Origin of the sequence: Bacillus oleivorans (assembly GCF_900207585.1) — a bacterium.
Classification (GTDB): Bacteria; Bacillota; Bacilli; order Bacillales; family JC228; genus Bacillus_BF; species Bacillus_BF oleivorans.
Map to the genome: position 1 here is coordinate 235,125 of NZ_OAOP01000003.1, position 20,776 is coordinate 255,900.

The following is a 20,776-nucleotide window of genomic DNA, read 5'->3' on the forward strand; positions in this document are numbered from 1 at the left end:
AAAGCTTGGAAAAACCAAGCGTTTTTTTGTTGCTCATTATATGGGTACGTAACCTTCAGTAAAAAATCTTTCAAATTGTCGAACTTTAAGCTTAAGGGTTGAAATCTGTTGAAATGGTGAGTATAATGAATAATGTCCTCGAAAAAAGGGCATAAAGGAATAATGCAATGCGGGTATAGTTTAATGGTAAAACCACAGCCACGAGCTGCACTTCTATGAATAAGCTACGAGTTGCCTCGATGCATTTACATCTTCGAATCAGCTGGCAGAAGCAGAGGCATGACCGTTCGTGCACTTAATCTAAGTATATTTCACACTATATGCGGGTGTAGTTTAATGGTAAAACCACAGCCTTCCAAGCTGTTGTCGTGGGTTCGATTCCCATCACCCGCTCCATACATAGTTTCTAACGCAGTGTTTCGTTTACATAGAAAAAACGGGGCATTGCGTTTTTTCTATGTCTTAAATGTGTGCTGCGAGGAGTCTGCCGTAAGGATTGCGGTCTGAAAGTCTCCCCCATGAAGCTGCTGAAACATGCTTCCGAGTGATTCGATTAGTTGATGACTGGACTCCTCTGGTAAACTAGGTGATAAATAAACAATATGTAAAGCATTTTTGGTACCGGTTGTAACAGCGGTACGTTTTGAGTCGACAAAGGGACTGCCAAATGGTCCAGCTGAGTCAGCAGATATAATTAATTGCGCAGCTTGGTTTTCACGGCCATTGAGTCCGTGAAATGATTCGTCTTCTTCACCAACCCGAATCATCACATCACCTTGAAACTGATCAGCATCATACAGACCAATTGGAATTTGATATTGTAATGAAAAAAAGTTATTGAGATCAACAGCAGAATGAATTGTCGATAAATATTGCTGTTTTTGCACTCGTCTTAATAAAGCTTCACTAGACGGCCGATATCGATTTGGGTCTTTTCCAAACGTTTTAAAGATGGAACGCCATTCCTGAATTCCTTTTTGTTCAGCTAGTGGTGTTTCAAGTAAATCGAAATATAATGATTCTTGAAAAAGCTGCAATCTTCCGTGCAGCATTTGGGGAGAGTCGGAAACGGTAATTCCGCGATAGCTTACAAGACCTATTTTAAAATCAGCAATTGTTTGGGTTAAGACAGGGCTAAGTGTAATTTCCATGACGATTACCTCCTCTACATAAGCAGTTTACCATAATTACACTGAATCTACATAAGAAAGGAGGATTCTGACATGAACTTTGACCTATTAAAGAAAGATATCATTGCGTACAGTAAAGAAATCGGGATTGATAAAATCGGGTTTACGTCTGCTTCGGCGTTTGATGAAATGAAAAATCGCCTCATCCGCCAGCAGGAGCTCGGCTTTCAATCTGGCTTTGAGGAAAAAGATATAGATAAACGGGTTTATCCCGACCTTATTTTTAACAAGCCGAAATCAATCATTGCGATTGCGCTAGCCTATCCTTCTAAAATGAAAGATGCTTCTCAGAGTAAAAAGGGTGCACGTCGAGGACTGTTTGCCCGTGCTTCCTGGGGGAGAGATTATCATGATGTGCTCCGGGAAAAACTTTCTCAATTAGAAGCGTATATTAAAGAAAGAGTTCCTGAGGCTGTTTGTAAATCAATGGTCGATACTGGAGAACTTGTGGACCGTGCTGTTGCGGAGCGGGCAGGAATCGGCTGGAGTGGGAAAAACTGTGCGATTATTACGCCGGAATTCGGTTCATATGTATACCTGGGCGAAATGATTACGAACTTACCGTTCGAACCAGACGAACCTATAGAAGAAGGCTGCGGCGACTGCAATCTTTGTGTCGATGCTTGTCCAACCGGTGCCTTAGTCCAAGGAGGGCAGCTTAATGCACAAAAGTGCATTGCCTTTTTAACCCAAACTAAAGGATTCTTACCCGATGAGTACCGGTCCAAATTAGGGAATAGATTATATGGCTGTGATACCTGCCAGTTAGTTTGCCCGAAAAACAAAAAAATGGATTTCCACCTTCATGAAGAATTTGAACCAGATCCAGAGATTGCAAAACCGTTGCTTCAGCCGCTTCTTCATTTGACTAATCGGGAATTTAAAGACACTTACGGTCATGTGTCAGGATCCTGGAGAGGAAAAAAAACGATCCAACGGAATGCTATCATTGCACTTGCTCACTATAAAGAAGAGTCTGCTGTGCCGGATTTGATTTACCTGATGAAAGAGGATCCTCGCCCCGTCATTCGCGGTACAGCTGCTTGGGCTCTTGGCAAAATTGGAGCGCCTGAAGGGAAAGCTGCGATAGAAACGCAATTAGTTCACGAAAAAGATTTGGACGTTCGTGCTGAAATGGAAAAGGGTTTGGCATTTTTTGAACAGATCAATATCTAAACAACCTGCTTTCTTCATATGTATGGAGAGAGGAGGTTGTTTTTTTATGAAAAAGATCTTACAGGATTTGCTTCAAAGCAGATTAGATGCATATGTAAAACCATCCGTTAAAACCCAGCGTTTTTTTACGGAAGATGTGGAGCGAAAAATTGGTTCTGTACAAAAACGGAAAGCGGAAATCGTTAAGGTGAGCGGAAAAGGAAAAATTATTAAAAGCTTTGCAGAAGAAGATGTGGAAAAAGTTCAGTATCAAGTAAGGATGCGTTATATTATCAATCAAAGCGACAACATTTTTTTAGAGGAGACGGTGGAGGAAAGACAAGCAGACATTTTTCGTTCTACGGTTGTGGATGATTATCCCCTTTTTACGGAAGCTGATATACTAAATAGAGAAGAGCCTTCAACTGGTAACAATGGAGTTTTAGTGATGTACCCTGAAGAAGAGGAACGGCAACCATTCTATTATGACCGCAGAAAAGCGGTTCGATATGCGGAATCATGGTGGAATAGCTATAATCCGAGGTATAAAAAATTTCAGGATAATTGTACCAATTTTATTTCTCAATGCTTACACGAGGGCGGAGGACCCATGAGAGGGTATCCTAACCGGGGAAATGGCTGGTGGATGAGAAATAATAATTGGAGTTATAGCTGGACCGTTGCCAATTCACTGCGTCTTTACTTACAAAATTCTAAAACAGGACTGCGTGCAAAAGAGGTATCCAGTCCGCAGCAACTTTTATTAGGGGATGTAATTTGCTATGATTTTCAAGGGGACGGCCGTTTCGATCACAATACGATTGTAGTGGCAAAGGATATTTACGGAATGCCATTAGTTAATGCCAATACGTATAATAGCCGTATGCGTTACTGGTCTTATGAGGATTCAAGCGCCTATACTCCAAATATCAAATATAAATTTTATTCGATTGTAGATGATTATTAAACATTAAGAGGTGACAAAGAGTTGGCTATACACGTTGTACTATACCAACCAGAGATTCCTGCTAATACAGGAAATATTGCAAGAACTTGCGCGGCTACAGATACTCAGCTCCACCTGATTCGCCCGTTAGGTTTTTCAACAGATGACCGGATGTTAAAACGGGCAGGCTTAGATTACTGGGAGTTTGTGAAAATTTTTTATTATGATTCGTTAAATGAATTATTTTCGATGTATCCCAAAGGTGAATTTTATTTTATTACAAAGTTTGGAAAACGTTACTATGACGAATATGATTATAGTGATCCAGAAAAAGATTTCTTTTTTGTATTTGGTAAGGAAACAACCGGGCTTCCTAAGGAACTATTAGCGGAAAACCCTGATACCTCCTTAAGAATTCCGATGACCGACAATGTTCGTTCCTTAAATCTTTCCAATACAGCGGCAATTTTAGTCTACGAAGCTTTAAGACAGCAGCGCTTTCCGAATATTAAATAACTTGAGGCGGTTTAAGCTTTCGCAAGAGTACCTCTGGTGCTTTTGGAAAGCTTTTTTCATGGGCGAACTGTTTGAAGATTCTATTTATAACCTGTACTATAAGAGAAGAACCATACAGAAAGGACTGCTTACATGAATCAGGTGATTGAAACGATTTTACGTCATCGCTCTGTCCGCAAATTTACCGAACAGCCTCTATCAAGCGAACAAATCGAGCTGATTGTAAAAAGTGCTCAGGCTGCCTCAACTTCTAGCTATATTCAAGCCTATTCCATTATTGGGATAACTGATCTTAAGAAAAAACAGGCACTTGCAGAAGTGGCTGGTAATCAGGCGTATGTTGCCGAGAACGGACATTTCTTTATATTTTGTGCAGATTTACATAGACATCAGAAAATTGGAGAGTGGGAAGGCAGTGATGTACTCCCATCGATTGAAAGTACAGAAAAATTTATGGTGGCTTTAATTGATACGGCATTAGCTGCGCAAAATGCTGTCTTAGCTGCAGAGTCAATGGGACTCGGCATCTGCTATATCGGCGGGATCCGTAATGATCTAGAGAAAGTGGCATCCTTTTTAAAAACACCGAAGCATGTCATCCCACTATTTGGGATTGCTGTTGGCTACCCGGCAAAAGAAACCAGTCAAAAACCAAGACTGCCGCTAAATCATGTCTACCATGAAAATGAATATGAACAGGATGAATCTGCTTTTAAAGCGGGGATTGACCAATACAACCAGTCCGTTCAGGATTACTATAACAAAAGAACGAATGGCAAAAGAAGCGATACATGGTCCAGTCAAATGGGCACGATGCTTGAAAAGAAATCAAGAATGTACATGAAAGAGTTTATAGAGAAAAAAGGGCTTAATCTCCGCTAAAATATGATTCAATTAAAGTGAGACTGACCCGATTTATGGGATACAGTCTCATTTTTTTATGACACCAATAAAAAGTAATGCTATACTTGCTTAAACATCTGAGACTGTGAGGGAAAAAATGGACAAAAACATCGTCATTAGAGAAGCATCTGCTAAAGATATAAATCAGCTATACATACTTATGAAACAGTATATTGTCGATTTTTATAAGCAGCCTGAACCTAAAGAATCGGAGTTAAAAGGATTAATGCATCATTTACTTGAAAATCCATCGAGCGGACTTCAGTTTGTCGCTGAGGAAGATGGAGAGTTAATTGGGTTTGCCACTTTGTATTTTACTTTCAGTACCCTAAAGGTAAAACGACAAGCGATTTTAAATGATTTATTTGTCGACCCCAATGCGAGAGGAAAGAAAGTTGGGGAACAGTTATTTCAAAAATGTTTAGATTACATCCAGGCAAATAACTTTTCATCTATGACCTGGGAAACGGCAAAGGATAATAAAGTAGCTCAATCCCTTTACAATAAAATGGGCGGTCAATTATCTGAATGGTTAGTTTATGAGATTCAATAAGTTATAAATTTGATCAAATCACCCCAAGGCTTATAAACAGTAATAAAAAATATAAAAGGCTTTTCCTTATAAATAGGAATAGCCTTTATTATTTTGATCGTATTCCATATTTCGATATTGGTTGAAAAATTAAGCTGATATATTACTGATAGATTGATCATTACAATATAGAGGGGGGTAAAAATGAATTCTATTACATTCACACTGTTAATCCTTTTAACTACGTTTTTAATGGGTTCTTCTTTTTCGGTCGGTAAGTTTGGGCTGCTGTACTCATCTCCATTGTTACTGGTAGCTTTACGCTTTATTCTGGCAGGGATAATCATGGCAGGGATTGTGATGGTTGTAAAGCGGCCACATCCTTCATCTAAAGAAAACTGGGTAAGAATGTTCATTATTGGCACATTTCAAACAGCTGGTGTTATGGGCTGTATTTTCATGAGTCTAAGAACAATAACCGCTAGTGAATCCTCGATTCTTACATTCACAAACCCATTACTCGTTGTTGTGTTTAGTACGATTTTTTTACAAACTCGATATAAACTTTATCAATGGTTTGGAGTACTTCTAGGACTGGTCGGGGTCATTATTACATTAGGAGCTCAAATAGAAATGAAGGTTGGTATCTTTTACGGACTTTTATCTGCTGTTTTTTGGGCAAGCTCTACTCTGTTAGTGAAAAAATGGGGATCGAAATTCGATACATGGGTTCTATCGGCTTATCAGATGCTTTTTGGCGGGCTCTTACTCTTGCTTAGCAGTTTTCTTCTTGAAAACCCATTTTTTATATTCAACCATAACTCTCTATTAATCTTATTATGGTTAAGTATTATGTCATCCATTATTCAGTTTGCGGTTTGGTATTATCTTTTACAAAAGAGTGATCCGGGAAAAACAAGTGCCTTTTTATTTTTAGCACCTTTCTTCGGGGTCCTATCAGGATGGTTATTGCTGAATGATCCGCTTTACCCTTCCATTATAGCTGGCGGACTGCTGATAATTATTGGGATTTATCTTGTAAACAGTAATTTTCAGCGGAATCATCGTTTAGCTAAAAGTACTTTGAACAGCGATTAAGTTTTAAAAAGCCCGCTAATTGCGTACAGGAGACCTTTCCGCTTAGGGGCTTTTCCTCTAATAAGTTTAGAAGTTTACATTAAAATTTTGTTTTAACCCTGCTTTTCCTTTTTCAGTAACTTTTACAGCACGAGTAGATGGAATTCTTTCTATCCATCCCAAATCAAAAAAGCGTGTTGTTAGTCCGTGTCCTAATGCGCCAGCAAGATGATGGCGTCTTTCACTCCAGTCTAAGCATGCGTGAGAAAATGAGCGGCGTTCTTTTTTTAGCTTACTTAAATCGATACCAAAATTGATAAAAAACTGTTCACCCTCATGAGTCACAACGAATACTCGTTCTTCTATTTCTAAATAGCCAGCATTCATCATCGATTTTGTTAGCTCTACCCCTAATTTTCCAGCTAAATGGTCATAGCAGGTTCGGGCTGCTCGAAGTAATTGTACCTGGTTAGATTGTTTGAGCGAACGCACTTCAGGCGGTGGTGAAATCGCGAGTAACGATTCTAAAATCCGTGCTACTTCTCCATTTGCGATTTGATAGTAGCGATGGCGTCCATGCTTTTCAACGTTCACAAGGTTGCCTTCTGCCAATTTTGCAAGATGAAAGCTGGCCGTTTGAGGGGTTATGGCAGCTACATAAGCAAGTTCACTGGCTGTATGAAATCGTCCGTCCATTAAACTCATTAGTATAGTGGCGCGTGATGTTTCTCCCAGAAGAGCTGCAATTTCTGCCACATTTGGATTTATACTCATTTTCTCATCCTCCCTGCATTTTATATTTCGATTATAGTTTAAGTGTTCAATGCTATCAATCGTGCAAGTTAAAAATGAAGGGTGCAGGAATTAAAGAAGATCTGCGATAATTTTTGTATCTACTATTAAAAACGTCACAGATTCGTTTTTCGTACGACTAATAGATAGCAAGGATTAGAAATGGTGGTGAGGGGTTGAATACAAATAAAAAACAAATCGTGATGGAATGGTACGACCTGTACTATCACGATATTTACCGGTTTGTTTTATTTATGATAGGGGATCAGCAATGCTGTGAAGATTTGGTTCATGATACGTTTGTCCGGGCCTGTACAGCTTATGATCGGTTTGACAACCAAGCAAACGTGAAAACATGGCTGTTTAGCATTGCCAAACATTTGGTTTTAGATGAAATTCGCAAACGGCAGCGAAGAAGACTATTTTTAGCGAATGCTTTGAAGCGGGATCTACCATCTTCCTTTAACTTAGAAAAGTATATTGAAAATAAGACTCTTGTCATCGACCTTTTAAACCGGATTCATCAATTAAAGCCTAATTACAGACTTGTGGTTACCTTGCTAAAAATTGAAGAGTGTACGACAAAAGAAGCTGCCCAAATTTTAAATTGGTCTGAGGCTAAGGTCCGAAAAACATTATCAAGGGCCATCCATACACTTCGAAAAATGGATATGCGCCCCGGAGGTGAACAAATTGAACGACTTTCATGACAGTCAATGGAAGCTCCTTCAGCAAATAAAGCCGCCAGCGGAGCAAAAAGAGATATTGAGATCTCGTATTTGGAATACACTTCAAGAACATCCTGAAAAGTTCAAGGCTAAAAGGATGATGCACGTAAAACCTTTGTTGGCTGCTAGTTTATTTATCCTTCTATGTGGCGCTTTTCTCATTATGTTTCAGCAAAACAGCACTCAACCGTTTACTCAAGGTCAAATGGATTATACAGAGTTCAATTGGGAACTGAAAGAAGTATATGCAGAGGAATCTGAGAATGGCTTAACTCTTTATCGAGAAGGGGAGCCTGTTCCTATTGGGTCTGTCAGCGAGATTAATCAAGAAAAAATGGATGAAATCGTGAATAGCTATGTCATGTTTGTGGAAGAAAAACTTGAGAATTTCCCTTATCCCACAATGATGTATATCGAGCATGTCAAACGTGTGGATGTTGGGGTTCGCTATCATTTCTTTCTCACTCCGACAGAAGATACAATTATTTATTTTACATTTGATTATCCGAAACTTGAGTATGCGGAAATTTTTCAGGCGGTCGGAACATTGCAGTTTAATGGAGTCGAACCATATCTTCATAACGAGCCTCTATACGTCACTCATGGATATGGAAGGATGATTTACCCGGTTGGTTTAGAACCTATTTCAATTAGGTCAAACCAAACCGAAATTTATTATTGGGAAGATGCATCCCCAGCAGCTTTTAAAGATTACTTAGACGAAATCAGTACATTACCAGGATGGGAGAAGGAATCGGAGGAAGATGATTTTATTTCTTTTAATTATGGAAACGGGCATGAAATCATTTCGATCCAGCTTAATGACAAGGAAATAACATATAAATATTCTTATCCTAATCGCGAATAGAAAAACGGGCAGCGGTCTACGCTTGCCCGTTTCATCATTTATTTTTTATTAGTTCCTGGTTTATCATTGTATCCAGCTGTAAAGATTGCTGCTAAAAAGGCTACAGTAACACCTAAAATTAAAATAGTGCTCATCGTTCATCCTCCTCTATGTATCCGCTAATCTTTCATCTTTCCTTATTATACCGCATCCATTATTTTTTGTGAACGGCTTGATGCAGATGGTGATCTTAGCTTTTCTCAAATTAGACGATTTTATGAACATATTGTCCCCAACCTGAGCATATATAATCTCATTATGGCAAAAAAAGTCAAGGCTATAACTCATGGATTTGTAATCATCTTAATGTGGAAAAGCGCATAAAGTATAGTAATCGTCTCGATTTCAGCATCAAGGGGAGGTTCCAAATGGATATTTTAAAAAAGATCGAAAAATATCGAGAAGAAGAAGAGAGCCAAAAGTGGGAAGGCACATTTGCCGAGTATTTAGAAATTGTTAAGGAAAAGCCATGGGTTGCGCAAAGCGCTCATTCACGAATTTACAATATGATAAAGGATGCTGGAGTGGAGGAAGTAGACGGGAAGAGACGGTACTCGTTTTTCAGGAATCAAATTTTTGGATTAGAAGAAGCGCTCGAGCGCTTAGTCGAGGAATATTTTCACCCTGCTGCGAAAAGACTGGACGTCAGAAAGAGAATACTATTGCTAATGGGGCCAGTCAGCGGAGGTAAATCGACGCTGGTAACGATGCTTAAAAGGGGACTGGAGGCATATTCCCGTACGGACCGAGGGGCCATTTATGCCATTAAGGGATGTCCGATGCATGAGGATCCGCTCCACTTAATTCCTCAGCACTTACGTGAAGACTTTTCTCAGGAGTACGGTATTCGGATTGAAGGTAACCTTTCTCCGCTTAATATGATGAGGCTGCAGCAAGAATATGGGGGACATATTGAAGATGTTATGGTTGAGCGCATCTTCTTCTCTGAAGACAGACGAGTGGGGATTGGAACCTTTTCGCCGTCCGATCCTAAGTCTCAAGATATCGCTGATTTGACGGGAAGCATTGATTTTTCCACTATTGCTCAGTACGGATCTGAGTCTGACCCGCGCGCCTATCGTTTTGATGGAGAGCTTAATAAAGCCAATCGGGGATTAATGGAATTCCAAGAGATGCTTAAATGTGATGAAAAATTCCTATGGCATTTGCTCTCTTTAACACAAGAGGGGAATTTTAAAGCAGGAAGGTTTGCTTTAATTAGTGCCGATGAAATGATTGTTGCACATACAAATGAAACCGAATATCGTTCATTTATTGCCAATAAGAAAAATGAAGCCTTACATTCCCGGATTATTGTAATGCCGATTCCATATAATCTAAAAGTGACAGAAGAAGAAAAAATCTATGAAAAAATGATTCGTGAAAGTGATGTGTCTGATGTTCATATTGCCCCTCATACCTTACGGGTGGCTGCTATGTTCACTATTTTAACAAGATTAAAGGAGCCAAAAAAAGGCGACATTGATCTTATTAAAAAAATGCGTCTCTATGATGGAGAGAGTGTAGAAGGGTACAATTCAGCAGATGTAGAAGAATTAAAAAAGGAATTTCCGGATGAAGGAATGAGCGGCATTGACCCGCGCTATGTAATTAACCGCATATCATCAACCATTATTCGTAAAGAAGTCCCGTCCATTAATGCACTCGATGTGCTGCGGGCATTAAAAGAAGGATTAGATCAGCATCCATCTATCACCCAAGAGTTAAAAGAGAAATATTTAAACTATATCTCTTTGGCGCGTAAAGAGTTTGATGAAATTGCGAAAAAAGAAGTGCAAAAAGCGTTTGTGTATTCATATGAAGAGTCCGCGAAAACACTCATGGATAATTATTTAGACAATGTAGAAGCTTACTGTAATAAGGTTAAGCTCCGCGATCCTCTAACGGGTGAGGAAATAAATCCAGATGAAAAACTAATGCGTTCGATTGAAGAACAAATCGGTATTTCTGAAAATGCGAAAAAAGCCTTCCGTGAAGAAATCCTGATCCGTATCTCTGCCTATGCAAGAAAAGGCAAGCGTTTTGATTATAATTCGCATGACCGCCTCCGTGAAGCGATTCAGAAGAAGCTATTTGCCGATCTGAAGGATGTTGTAAAAATCACAACCTCCTCTAAAACACCGGATGAACAGCAGCTGAAGAAGATTAATGAGGTAGTGGCCCGTCTAATCGATGAGCATGGCTATAACTCAACGTCAGCTAATGAACTTTTACGATATGTCGGCAGTCTTTTAAACAGATAAAATGAAAGGAAGGGCTGTCCAACAAGTCCCTAAATAAAGGAAGTGGAGAAAACGATTCGTTTTGAGATCATTGCCGAGTATGGCACTATGTTGATTGGAGCGGAAGGCAACGTAGACTCATTTCCACTGCCTCACGTATCAGTAGTTATGATCTGAGTCAGAAAAAAATTTTTTAACGAATGAAGAATGTATTTTTATCAATTAGCAGTGGAAAGTGGGAGTACGGGGCAGGGGAGACCCCGCAGGCGATAATCGCCGAGGAGGCTCCCCGTACCGCCCGCGGAAAGCGAAGTGCCTGGAGCGGAAATCAACATCGAAGTTTAACACACCCATATATTACAATGGAAAATATAAAGGGGCTGTCTAGAAAGATAGTTACTCGACTTTTTAGACAGTCCCTTTTTATTTATATTGGTTGACGGTACATCCTTTTGAGGTGACCATCTATGTACTCGATTGCCGGTTTTATTACAGATAACGGAACTGATGTCTGTAAGAAGGCTGCGTGCTGCACCAGCCTTTTTGTTAATGGACATACGTTCCGCTATAGCCCAAAAAACCACTGTTTTCAAGACCCAATCGGACATACGTTCCGTTATTTAACCAAAATCAACAAAAAATGGCCGGTTTTTCATAAAATAGCGGAACCAATGTCCTAAATTTTTTAAAAACGCCCGATTTGTCACAGATAACGGAACTGATGTCCGTAAGACACTACACTGGTACCGCCACTCTAAATCGGATGTGAGAAACTCTAAAAAATACCTATCATATTCCCCTAATTCTATTAATAGAATTCAAGTAAAATAGAATGGTTTTTATATAACAGGGGGAATTTTAGGTGAAACAACCAATTAAAGCTATTATCTTTTTAATATTTATGCTTACTTTTATTTGCGATATGGGAAGTGTCAGTGCGACAGAAACCACTTCGCATAAAGAAATTCCGATTGCATTAGTAATTGAAGAAGAGGTTCTTAGCTTTAAAAAAGGTTTTTCTTATATTTCAAATAGGACAACCTATGCGCCAATTATAGAGTTCGCCAAAAGTTTAGGAATAAAAGTTACTAATATAACCAATGGGGATATTCTGCTTTTGAAAGATGAAAAGTCGTTGCTCTTTTCACCGGCAAAGCAAACAGTCACATCAGAAGAAGGAGATGCACAGCTTCTTACCTTTTTTAAAAAAGATGAGACCTGGTATGCGCCAGTCCGGTTTGTTGGGGAACACTTTGGCTATCAGGTAGATTCAGTTTTTTCCAATAAGCATCATATTGTACGGTTAATGAATGAATCAAAAATGACCCATGCTGAATATTTTATGAGAAACGATGTAGAACTAGATCAATACTATCAGCAGATTGCTTTCTACTTTAAACCCAAAGTCTATTTAACCTTTGATGACGGACCTGCCTCTGCAATGAATTCCATTCTCGAGACTCTGCAACAGTATGATTCTAAAGCGACTTTTTTTATGATTGAACCGCAAATGAGGAGATATCCAGAGTTAGTTAAGGAAGTCGTGGAAGCGGGACATTACCCTGCTCTTCATAGTGTTTCTCATGATAAATCAAAGCTCTATGGCCCATCTCCACATAACTTTATTAATGAAATGCTACAGACTCAGGAAACATTATATAAGATTGCAGGTCATTATTCGTTTTTAATTAGAGCCCCTTATGGGAGTAAGCCTTACTTAACTGAAGTGCACATGGAAGCATTAGTGGACGAAGGAATGAAACTGTGGGACTGGAATGTCGATCCACAGGATTGGAAGTATGAATCCAAAAAACCGGAACAAATAGTGGAAAACATTAAACTCCAGGTTGAGAAAATCGAAAAAACAGATGATCCAATCGTCATTCTCCTCCATGTTAGACATGGAACAGCCGAAGTTCTCCCGAAGGTTATTGAATACCTTCAAGATAAAGGATATACACTCGCTGCTTATGATCCGAATCATCATATTTCGGTAAATTTCTGGGAAGATGAACGCTTGTAACAATTTGGATTTTGTACCATTAAAAACAGGCTAGACTTTGGTCCAAATGTCAAAATCGTTTGGAAATTATTTTGAATTGCTGCATAGGATAGAGTAATCACTCTTAAAATCGGTCGCCCCAACACCAAAAAGGGGTAGAGTGGTCCATTCTAGACCGTCATGATATCGTATGCAAGTAAGTTGGATCTTGTGTCAATGGAAAATTATATAGGAGGGGAAAATATGTCACATTCAGACAATGGTCAATTCGTTTTGTCACAAGAAGATTGGTCCCTCCATCGGAAAGGGCACGATGATCAGCAACGTCATCAAGAAAAGGTGCAGGAAGCCATTAGGAACAATTTACCGGATCTTATAACTGAAGAGAGCATCATCATGTCCAACGGCCGCGATGTAGTAAAGATTCCGATTCGTTCCTTAGATGAGTATAAAATTAGATATAACTATGATAAAAACAAGCACGTGGGTCAAGGAGATGGGGACAGTCGGGTTGGGGATGTTATCGCAAGGGAGCCATCCAATCAAAAGGGACCTGGCCAAGGCCAGGGGGCAGGCGATCAACCTGGCGAAGATTATTATGAAGCTGAAGTTTCCCTTATGGAACTGGAGGAAGCGTTATTTAGCCAGCTGGAGCTTCCGAATTTAAAACGGAAAGAAAATGACGAGCATGTTGTGGAAAATATTGAGTTTAATGATATCCGAAAAACAGGACTGATGGGAAACATTGATAAAAAACGAACGATGATGACCGCCTTTAAACGAAATGCAATGGCTGGGGAACCTAGTTTTTATCCAATTTACCCAGAGGATTTGAAGTTCAAAACATGGAATGAAGTAAAAAAACCGGATTCAAAGGCAGTTGTACTGGCTATGATGGATACGAGCGGTTCCATGGGAATCTGGGAAAAATATATGGCGCGGAGCTTCTTCTTTTGGATGACACGATTTCTAAGAACCAAATATGAAACGGTTGAGATTGAATTTATTGCACATCACACTGAAGCAAAAGTAGTGAGTGAAGAGGATTTCTTTTCAAAGGGTGAAAGTGGAGGTACTATATGTTCATCAGCTTATAAAAAAGCATTAGAATTAATTGAAGACCACTATTCGCCATTACGCTTCAATATTTATCCTTTTCATTTTTCCGATGGCGACAATTTAACATCAGACAACGCACGCTGTGTAAAGCTTGTTGAAGAGCTCATGGGAAAATCAAATATGTTTGGCTATGGGGAAGTTAATCAGTATAATCGACATTCGACTCTAATGAGTGCATACAAAAACATTCGCCACGAGAAATTCCGGCATTATATTTTAAAACAAAGAGTTGACGTGTTTCATGCGATGCGGACATTCTTTCAAAAGCAGGAAGAGGGTTCAAAGCTGTATGCCTAAAAAATTGTGCCAGTCCTTGCAAAAGGGCTGGCTTTCTTAACGATTAGGAATGCATTGCTAATCTTTTTCGAATTTGAATAAGAGATACGAAATGTTTTGGAAACTGGTAAATAAAATATGAAAGTCTTTCTTAAAAAATTCCGTCTACTGTTGTCATAAATATGGTTTAAGTTTGTACATAAAAGGATATTACACAAATAGGAAAAAATTTTACCTTTCCACCATTTTCTAGTAAAATAGTAATAAATTCGTTTAAATTTTTAAAAAAATCCCCTATATCTTATCGTTAAATGGCTCGTCTTCAACATTTCTTTTTATTTTCAGTAATATAAATAATTATTACGTACATATAATTTTCAAAATTAAGCAGGAATCAGCTATTTTGTTCAAAACCAAAATGATTAAGGAGAAAGTTACATGACACCTAATGATGAAAATCAGGAAGAACGCAATAAGCATAATCATTTGAGCCAATTAGCATCCGTAGGACAGATTGCTGCAGGGATTGCTCATGAAGTGCGAAATCCGCTGACAGCTGTTAAAGGATTTTTACAGCTCCTCCAAAACGAGGACAAACCTGAATATATCGAAATTGCACAATCAGAATTAGACAATGCATTAACCACCCTAAATAATCTTCTGCAGGTATCAAAGCCGGATTTAGAAGATGAAGAGGAACAGCCAATCCATATGGCGGTAGAATTGGAATCTGTCTTGAATTTATTTCAGGATCGGCTATACGATGTCGAATTAATAACGGACATCCAAGATTCCGAGACTGTGGTTTTTGGGAAGAAAAATCAGTTTAAAAAAGCCTTTTTTAATTTGCTTAAAAATGCTTTTGAATCCATAGAGGGGAAAGGGAAGATTTGGGTCAGTCACTTTGCAGCGGAGAAGGAAGTGATTGTGTCCATCCAAGATACAGGTGTTGGTATTCCAAAAGAAAAATTAGCGATATTAGGTACGCCTTTCTTTACGACAAAACATCATGGAACGGGGATGGGTTTAACCCAAGTATTTACTGTGGTATACCAGCATGGAGGAAATATTTCAGTTGAAAGCAAGGAAAATGAGGGTACTAAATTTACTTTGACAATACCCAAAAAGCTGATGACGAATCCAAGGGGTGTGAAGAGGTTGGAACTTGAATTTGAGAAGGATTTTACAATGATCGAATTTTTTAAAAGAAACAGTAAAATATTCGAAGATAGATTGCTAGACCAGGCTATTAATGTAAGAGATAAAATTGATGAAATTTTGGCAATAGGGAATATTGATTTAATTAATAATGCGCAAAAATTAGTTATCCTTGTAATCGAGGAACGTGAACATGAACTCATTACATTTGCAAAACAAGAAGGAAAAGCATGGGCTAAATATTCATTAACCATTGCATTTAAGCTGGAGTGGGTACAGGCAATCCGCAGAACGTTGTGGGACTTTTTATATAATTTTACCGTTCAAAGTGATAATGAACATAATTTAGAAGATTTTTTCACATTAGAGAAGAAAATTAACGAGCTAATGGATCAGTTTTTAAATCACTTTTTCATTAGCTATTCTAAATTTAAAGATGAAGTGTTGCTTGCACAAAGGGAATTAGTTGAAAATTTATCGGTTCCGATTATACCGATTACCCCTTCTATTAGCATTTTGCCTCTGATTGGTGAAATGGATGAGTATAGAATAAAAACAATCGAAGAAAAAGTGCTTGAAGAAATTAGTGAACTTCATATTCAAACAATCATTATGGATCTTTCTGGCGTAGGTTATATGGAATTGGAAGTTATGCAGCACTTGATTAAAATTATTGATGGAATCTCACTAATGGGTTGTAAAACGGTTCTTACTGGCATCCGCCCAGAAATAGTAAAGAATGTTGTTAAATCGGGAATCAGTCTGGAGAAAAAGGCAACAGCCAAAGGTACATTACAATTAGCATTAAGGGATTATCTAGGATTGAAAAAAGAGTAGGAATAATTATCTGCTATTATACTATAAATTATTCGACATAAATGAATAATCGAATGGGATACCAAAGTTATCAAAAGTCATAAAAATAGAGGTAGAGGTAAGACTGTAAAACAGTGCTTACCTCTATTTCATTTAACTCATGATAAAATAGATTGTGAAAAGCGGAAAATTAATTTCCATGAAACTGTGAGCATGATAAGATTAAATATAGACATTTTCACGGTTTGCCCCGGTTTCCCTCACATTATCTACCTTTTTTCTTATATTTATAAAAATTAAAAACTATTATGAACGGGAGAGTATTGGATGGAACCAGAGTATTTAACGATACACCAGCATAAAAAAAGTAAAAAAATCAAAATAATTAATAGAGTAATTTTCGTTATATTGGGAGCCATTTTAGTATCTGTGGGACTTGAAATATTTCTTGTGCCAAACAAAATCATTGACGGCGGAATTGTGGGCGTATCGATTATTGTTTCTCACCTGACCGGAATTAAACTAGGGATTTTGCTATTTATATTAAATCTTCCTTTTTTCTTTTTGGGGTATAAGCAAATCGGTAAAACATTTGCTCTTACCACCCTCGGAGGCATTACGGTCCTTTCTATTGTCACAACTATTCTTCACCCAGTTCCGGTTTTAACAGAGGATCTTTTATTGGCATCGGTATTTGGCGGGATGATCTTAGGCGTCGGTGTGGGAATGGTTATTCGGAACAGTGGATCACTGGATGGGACGGAGATTTTGGCGATTCTTTTTAATAAAAAGACTCCTTTTTCAGTCGGTGAAGTCGTGATGTTTTTCAATATTTTTATTCTGGGGAGTGCTGGTTTTGTTTTCGGCTGGAATCGGGCCATGTATTCATTAATTGCTTATTTTATTGCTTATAAAATGATTGATATTACGATCGAGGGGTTTGAATCGTCAAAGTCTGTCTGGATTATTAGTGACCAGCATAAAGAAATTGCAGATGCCCTTAATGATCGTTTAGGAAGAGGGGTCACCTATTTAAATGGAGAGGGTGCCTATTCTGGAGATTTTAAAAAAGTGATTTTTTGTGTTATTACTCGTCTAGAAGAGGCAAAACTAAAAAGTATCGTCGAGGATATCGATCCTAGTGCTTTTTTAGCAGTGGGAGACATCCATGATGTAAAAGGCGGAAGGTTTAAAAAGCGTGATATCCATTAAATTGGAAATGACATACTCTTGATTTTCTTAGGTGAATTTAATACAATATTCATTTGTAAGAAAAGTGTATCAATGCCCATGTACATTTATATCTTGCAAATATAAAGTAATAGGTGGTTGATGAAAAATGGCAGAAGGAAAACAATACAGAGTATTGCTGTACTACATGTATGTACCAATTGATAATCCAGAGGAATTTGCGAAAAATCATTTAAAATTCTGTAAAGAACTTGGCTTAAAAGGCAGAATTTTAGTAGCGCACGAAGGGATCAATGGTACTGTATCTGGTACGATTGAACAAACTAATAAATATATGGAGACGATGAAACAAGATCCTCGTTTTGCAGACATTGTTTTCAAAATTGATGAATCAGATGGACATGCCTTCAAGAAAATGCATGTGCGTCCAAGACCGGAGCTTGTTACTCTTCGTCTAGAAGATGATATTAATCCGAACGAATTAACTGGGGATTATCTTAGCCCTAAAGAATTTTATAAAAGAATGCAAGAAGAAAATGTTATTGTGCTGGATGCACGTAATACGTATGAATATGATTTAGGTCACTTTAGAGGTGCTATCAGACCTGATGTTGAAACGTTCCGCGATCTTCCGCAATGGGTTCGTGAAAATAAACACCTGCTTGAGGGCAAGAAAATTCTAACCTACTGTACAGGCGGAATCCGCTGTGAAAAATTCTCAGGCTGGCTGAAAAAAGAAGGCTTTGAGGAAGTAGGACAACTCCATGGCGGTATTGTAACCTATGGTCAAGACCCAGAGGTACAAGGCGAGCTTTGGGATGGTTCATTGTATGTATTTGATGAAAGAATTTCGGTTCCGGTTAACCGCAAAGAACATGTTGTGGTCGGCCGTGAATATTTTACTGGCGAACCATGTGAACGCTATGCTAATTGCGCAAACCCAGAGTGTAACAAACAACTTCTGATGTCTGAAGATAGTGAGCATAAATATATGCGTTCTTGTTCCCATGAATGCCGTGTGCACCCAAGAAACCGCTATGTAGTGGAACATCAGATGACACAAGAACAAATTAATGAACGTCTTGCAAAGATTGAAGAAGAAAAAGTGAAACAGGAAGCTTAAATAAGTGTGGCCCACCTTTTCTAAGGTGGGCTTTGATATTATATTTTAAGCTGATTATCCAAAAATCAACAAAAGCAAAAATATTTACATTTTAATTATATTAATATAATATTATTGTGTATTGTTATATCCGCTTAATCTTTTATAAAGAACGGGGGACCCAATGTTAGCGTTTATACGCTTTGGGGTGAATTCTTTTATGAAGGGGCTGCATGTTTCCTTTAGCCCTAACCCGACAGCTAACCTCGTCAGCGTCTAAAAGGGAACAGCTGGAATATTGTTTCGTAAGGCAAGGCACAGCGGTGTCTTTTTTTACTGGGAAAAACAATGTTCTTTCCCTTTCCTGGACTTATGTTTTGAACAGCATAGATATTTACAGAAGGTGAGGGAAACTGATGAAAAAAATTAGTTTAGCTGGCCAGATCTTTATCGGCCTTTTATTTGGGATTATTGTAGGCGGAATCTTTTACGGAAATCCAGAGGTCGCTTCATACCTGCAGCCGATTGGAGATACATTTTTACGTCTGATTAAAATGATTGTTATACCAATCGTAGTTGCCAGTATAATCGTTGCAGTTGCTGGTGTTGGAGATATAAAGCAGTTAGGTAAAATTGGCGGTAAAACAATACTTTATTTTGAAATCATAACAACCATTGCCATTATTGTTGGGATTGCTTCTGCGAATATTTTCCAGCCTGGTGCTGGTGTAAATATGAATCAGTTGGAAACTACCGATATAAACAGTTATGTCGATACAGCTGAGTCACAGGAAAGCAAAACTTTGGTTGATAAATTAGTTCAGATTGTTCCCACTAATCCGATTGCAGCTATTGCAGAAGGAGATATGCTTGCGATCATTTTCTTCTCTCTCATGTTTGGATTAGGAATTGCAGCAATCGGTGAAAAAGGGAAACCTGTGTTAGCTTTTTTCCAAGGAACCGCTGATGCGATGTTCTATATAACAAACCTAATTATGAAATTGGCTCCATTTGGTGTATTTGCCTTAATTGGAGTTACTGTTTCAAAATTTGGACTAGCATCCCTCATTCCACTTGGAAAATTAGTGTTGACTGTGTATGGAACAATGATTTTCTTCGTATTTGCAGTCTTAGGCATCGTTTCTAAAATGGCTGGATTCGGTATTTTTAAATTAATTAAGTTATTAAAAGACGAATTGATACTAGCTTTTTCAACAGCAAGTTCAGAAGCTGTGCTTCCAAAGATCATGGAAAAAATGGAAAAAGCGGGTTGTCCAAAGCACATTACTTCATTTGTCATTCCGACCGGTTATTCTTTTAACCTAGATGGATCTACGTTATATCAAGCATTAGCCGCTATCTTTATTGCACAAATGTATGGAATTGATATGAGTATTGCAGATCAAATTTCTTTAATGCTGGTATTAATGGTCACTTCAAAAGGAATTGCAGGTGTTCCTGGAGTTTCATTCGTCGTTCTGCTAGCAACATTGGGAACAGTTGGGTTACCGCTTGAAGGTCTTGCCTTTATCGCGGGAATTGACCGAATCCTCGATATGGGCAGAACAGCTGTGAACGTAGTCGGAAATTCCCTGGCAGCGATTGTGATTTCAAAATGGGAAGGCGTTTTTAAACCGAAGCAAGATAAATCTGTAATGGAACAGGCATCTTAGCAAAGAAAATTAGTCAGGATTAGAAAGTTTCTAATCCTGACTTTAATAATTTGTCACATATAACTGAACCAATGTCCGTAAGATTCCGGCAGTAGCTAACCCCTTTGTATAGGACATACGTTCCGCTATTTCTTAAAAAACCTCAGTTTTTAAAACATATAGGACATACGTTCCGTTATTCACCAAAATTTTTTAAAAAATCGCATGTTTTTGCCATAATAGCGGATCCAGTGTCCGGATAATTTTAGAAATCCGCTATTTTTAATAAAATAACGGAACTAATGTCCGTAAAGAAAAATTGGCCAGTGTTTTTGGTGAAACGCAAGAGGAGCTAGCCCAAATCGGAAAATCTGCATCCAGTGCACTTCTTTAACTTTAAGGATTCTGCCCATATCAGAATGGTGAACCTTACTATATTTCAAAATTCACACCAACTAAGGACGAGGCTGA

The 20,776-nt window shown here is 38.3% G+C and carries 18 protein-coding genes, 1 tRNA gene and 1 riboswitch; of the genes, 17 read left to right on the forward strand and 2 right to left on the reverse strand.

All coding sequences use genetic code 11. From position 1 onward, the window contains the following. Positions 1-322: 322 nt before the first annotated feature. A tRNA-Gly gene (locus CRO56_RS08425) sits at positions 323-396 on the forward strand. Positions 397-455: 59 nt separating this feature from the next. Here CRO56_RS08425 and CRO56_RS08430 read toward each other — a convergent pair. Further along, complete coding sequence (locus tag CRO56_RS08430; protein WP_097158167.1) at positions 456-1,151, reverse strand: B3/B4 domain-containing protein; 696 nt, start codon at positions 1,149-1,151, stop codon at positions 456-458. Positions 1,152-1,223: 72 nt separating this feature from the next. Between CRO56_RS08430 and queG the strand changes: the two genes are divergently transcribed. From queG to CRO56_RS08465, 6 genes are all read left to right on the forward strand, one after another. Then, positions 1,224-2,366 carry a tRNA epoxyqueuosine(34) reductase QueG gene (gene queG / locus CRO56_RS08435; RefSeq protein WP_097158168.1) on the forward strand — a complete coding sequence of 381 codons (1,143 nt, stop codon included), beginning with the start codon at positions 1,224-1,226 and terminating at the stop codon, positions 2,364-2,366. A gap of 46 nt (positions 2,367-2,412) precedes the next feature. After that, positions 2,413-3,312: an amidase domain-containing protein gene (locus CRO56_RS08440; RefSeq protein WP_097158169.1), complete on the forward strand. Its 900-nt coding sequence runs from the start codon at positions 2,413-2,415 to the stop codon at positions 3,310-3,312. A gap of 21 nt (positions 3,313-3,333) precedes the next feature. Then, positions 3,334-3,807 carry a tRNA (uridine(34)/cytosine(34)/5-carboxymethylaminomethyluridine(34)-2'-O)-methyltransferase TrmL gene (gene trmL / locus CRO56_RS08445; protein ID WP_097158170.1) on the forward strand — a complete coding sequence of 158 codons (474 nt, stop codon included), beginning with the start codon at positions 3,334-3,336 and terminating at the stop codon, positions 3,805-3,807. A 132-nt stretch (positions 3,808-3,939) separates the two neighbouring features. Further along, positions 3,940-4,689 (forward strand): oxygen-insensitive NADPH nitroreductase, encoded by a 750-nt coding sequence (nfsA, locus tag CRO56_RS08450; protein ID WP_097158171.1) that lies wholly within the window; start codon positions 3,940-3,942, stop codon positions 4,687-4,689. Positions 4,690-4,807: 118 nt separating this feature from the next. Then, on the forward strand, positions 4,808-5,263 hold the full coding sequence (locus CRO56_RS08455; RefSeq protein ID WP_097158172.1) for a GNAT family N-acetyltransferase: 456 nt from the start codon (positions 4,808-4,810) through the stop codon (positions 5,261-5,263). A gap of 183 nt (positions 5,264-5,446) precedes the next feature. Further along, positions 5,447-6,340 carry a DMT family transporter gene (locus CRO56_RS08465; protein ID WP_097158174.1) on the forward strand — a complete coding sequence of 298 codons (894 nt, stop codon included), beginning with the start codon at positions 5,447-5,449 and terminating at the stop codon, positions 6,338-6,340. Between the two features lie 66 nt (positions 6,341-6,406). Here the strand turns inward: CRO56_RS08465 and CRO56_RS08470 are convergent, their stop codons facing one another. Continuing rightward, the gene (locus CRO56_RS08470) at positions 6,407-7,093 is read right to left on the reverse strand and encodes an ArsR/SmtB family transcription factor (RefSeq protein ID WP_097158175.1); all 687 of its coding nucleotides are present in this window, start codon (positions 7,091-7,093) and stop codon (positions 6,407-6,409) included. A gap of 194 nt (positions 7,094-7,287) precedes the next feature. Between CRO56_RS08470 and CRO56_RS08475 the strand changes: the two genes are divergently transcribed. The 10 genes from CRO56_RS08475 (at position 7,288) to CRO56_RS08520 (ending at position 20,326) form a co-directional block, all read left to right on the forward strand. Beyond that, entirely contained in the window at positions 7,288-7,821 is a 534-nt protein-coding gene (locus CRO56_RS08475) for an RNA polymerase sigma factor (protein WP_097158176.1), read from the forward strand. After that, positions 7,805-8,707 carry a hypothetical protein gene (locus CRO56_RS08480; protein WP_097158177.1) on the forward strand — a complete coding sequence of 301 codons (903 nt, stop codon included), beginning with the start codon at positions 7,805-7,807 and terminating at the stop codon, positions 8,705-8,707. Before CRO56_RS08475 ends, CRO56_RS08480 begins: the two co-directional genes overlap by 17 nt. Positions 8,708-9,114: 407 nt before the next feature. Then, positions 9,115-11,010: a PrkA family serine protein kinase gene (locus CRO56_RS08485; RefSeq protein WP_097158178.1), complete on the forward strand. Its 1,896-nt coding sequence runs from the start codon at positions 9,115-9,117 to the stop codon at positions 11,008-11,010. A 446-nt stretch (positions 11,011-11,456) separates the two neighbouring features. Further along, positions 11,457-11,669: a hypothetical protein gene (locus CRO56_RS08490; protein WP_097158179.1), complete on the forward strand. Its 213-nt coding sequence runs from the start codon at positions 11,457-11,459 to the stop codon at positions 11,667-11,669. 182 nt (positions 11,670-11,851) lie between these two features. Beyond that, positions 11,852-13,012, forward strand: coding sequence for a polysaccharide deacetylase family protein (locus CRO56_RS08495; protein WP_097158180.1), 1,161 nt, complete (start codon positions 11,852-11,854; stop codon positions 13,010-13,012). 222 nt (positions 13,013-13,234) lie between these two features. After that, a complete protein-coding gene (yhbH, locus tag CRO56_RS08500; RefSeq protein ID WP_097158181.1) occupies positions 13,235-14,407 on the forward strand; it encodes a sporulation protein YhbH in 1,173 nt (390 codons plus the stop codon). 417 nt (positions 14,408-14,824) lie between these two features. Then, on the forward strand, positions 14,825-16,381 hold the full coding sequence (locus CRO56_RS08505) for an ATP-binding protein (protein ID WP_097158182.1): 1,557 nt from the start codon (positions 14,825-14,827) through the stop codon (positions 16,379-16,381). 306 nt (positions 16,382-16,687) lie between these two features. Further along, positions 16,688-17,572 carry a YitT family protein gene (locus CRO56_RS08510; protein ID WP_097158183.1) on the forward strand — a complete coding sequence of 295 codons (885 nt, stop codon included), beginning with the start codon at positions 16,688-16,690 and terminating at the stop codon, positions 17,570-17,572. Positions 17,573-17,699: 127 nt separating this feature from the next. After that, entirely contained in the window at positions 17,700-18,674 is a 975-nt protein-coding gene (gene trhO / locus CRO56_RS08515; RefSeq protein WP_097158184.1) for an oxygen-dependent tRNA uridine(34) hydroxylase TrhO, read from the forward strand. A 121-nt stretch (positions 18,675-18,795) separates the two neighbouring features. Continuing rightward, positions 18,796-18,943, forward strand: a riboswitch (cyclic di-AMP (ydaO/yuaA leader). Between the two features lie 126 nt (positions 18,944-19,069). After that, on the forward strand, positions 19,070-20,326 hold the full coding sequence (locus CRO56_RS08520; RefSeq protein WP_097158185.1) for a cation:dicarboxylate symporter family transporter: 1,257 nt from the start codon (positions 19,070-19,072) through the stop codon (positions 20,324-20,326). The last annotated feature ends 450 nt before the right edge of the window (positions 20,327-20,776 follow it).

Excerpts from the sequence above, each read along its gene's own strand:
- CRO56_RS08430 (WP_097158167.1), bottom strand. The coding sequence starts at position 1,151 with ATGGAAATTACACTTAGCCCTGTCTTAACCCAAACAATTGCTGATTTT.
- queG (WP_097158168.1), top strand. The coding sequence starts at position 1,224 with ATGAACTTTGACCTATTAAAGAAAGATATCATTGCGTACAGTAAAGAA.
- CRO56_RS08440 (WP_097158169.1), top strand. The coding sequence starts at position 2,413 with ATGAAAAAGATCTTACAGGATTTGCTTCAAAGCAGATTAGATGCATAT.
- nfsA (WP_097158171.1), top strand. The coding sequence starts at position 3,940 with ATGAATCAGGTGATTGAAACGATTTTACGTCATCGCTCTGTCCGCAAA.
- CRO56_RS08455 (WP_097158172.1), top strand. The coding sequence starts at position 4,808 with ATGGACAAAAACATCGTCATTAGAGAAGCATCTGCTAAAGATATAAAT.
- CRO56_RS08465 (WP_097158174.1), top strand. The coding sequence starts at position 5,447 with ATGAATTCTATTACATTCACACTGTTAATCCTTTTAACTACGTTTTTA.
- CRO56_RS08470 (WP_097158175.1), bottom strand. The coding sequence starts at position 7,093 with ATGAGTATAAATCCAAATGTGGCAGAAATTGCAGCTCTTCTGGGAGAA.
- CRO56_RS08485 (WP_097158178.1), top strand. The coding sequence starts at position 9,115 with ATGGATATTTTAAAAAAGATCGAAAAATATCGAGAAGAAGAAGAGAGC.
- CRO56_RS08490 (WP_097158179.1), top strand. The coding sequence starts at position 11,457 with ATGTACTCGATTGCCGGTTTTATTACAGATAACGGAACTGATGTCTGT.
- yhbH (WP_097158181.1), top strand. The coding sequence starts at position 13,235 with ATGTCACATTCAGACAATGGTCAATTCGTTTTGTCACAAGAAGATTGG.
- CRO56_RS08505 (WP_097158182.1), top strand. The coding sequence starts at position 14,825 with ATGACACCTAATGATGAAAATCAGGAAGAACGCAATAAGCATAATCAT.
- CRO56_RS08510 (WP_097158183.1), top strand. The coding sequence starts at position 16,688 with ATGGAACCAGAGTATTTAACGATACACCAGCATAAAAAAAGTAAAAAA.
- trhO (WP_097158184.1), top strand. The coding sequence starts at position 17,700 with ATGGCAGAAGGAAAACAATACAGAGTATTGCTGTACTACATGTATGTA.
- CRO56_RS08520 (WP_097158185.1), top strand. The coding sequence starts at position 19,070 with ATGAAAAAAATTAGTTTAGCTGGCCAGATCTTTATCGGCCTTTTATTT.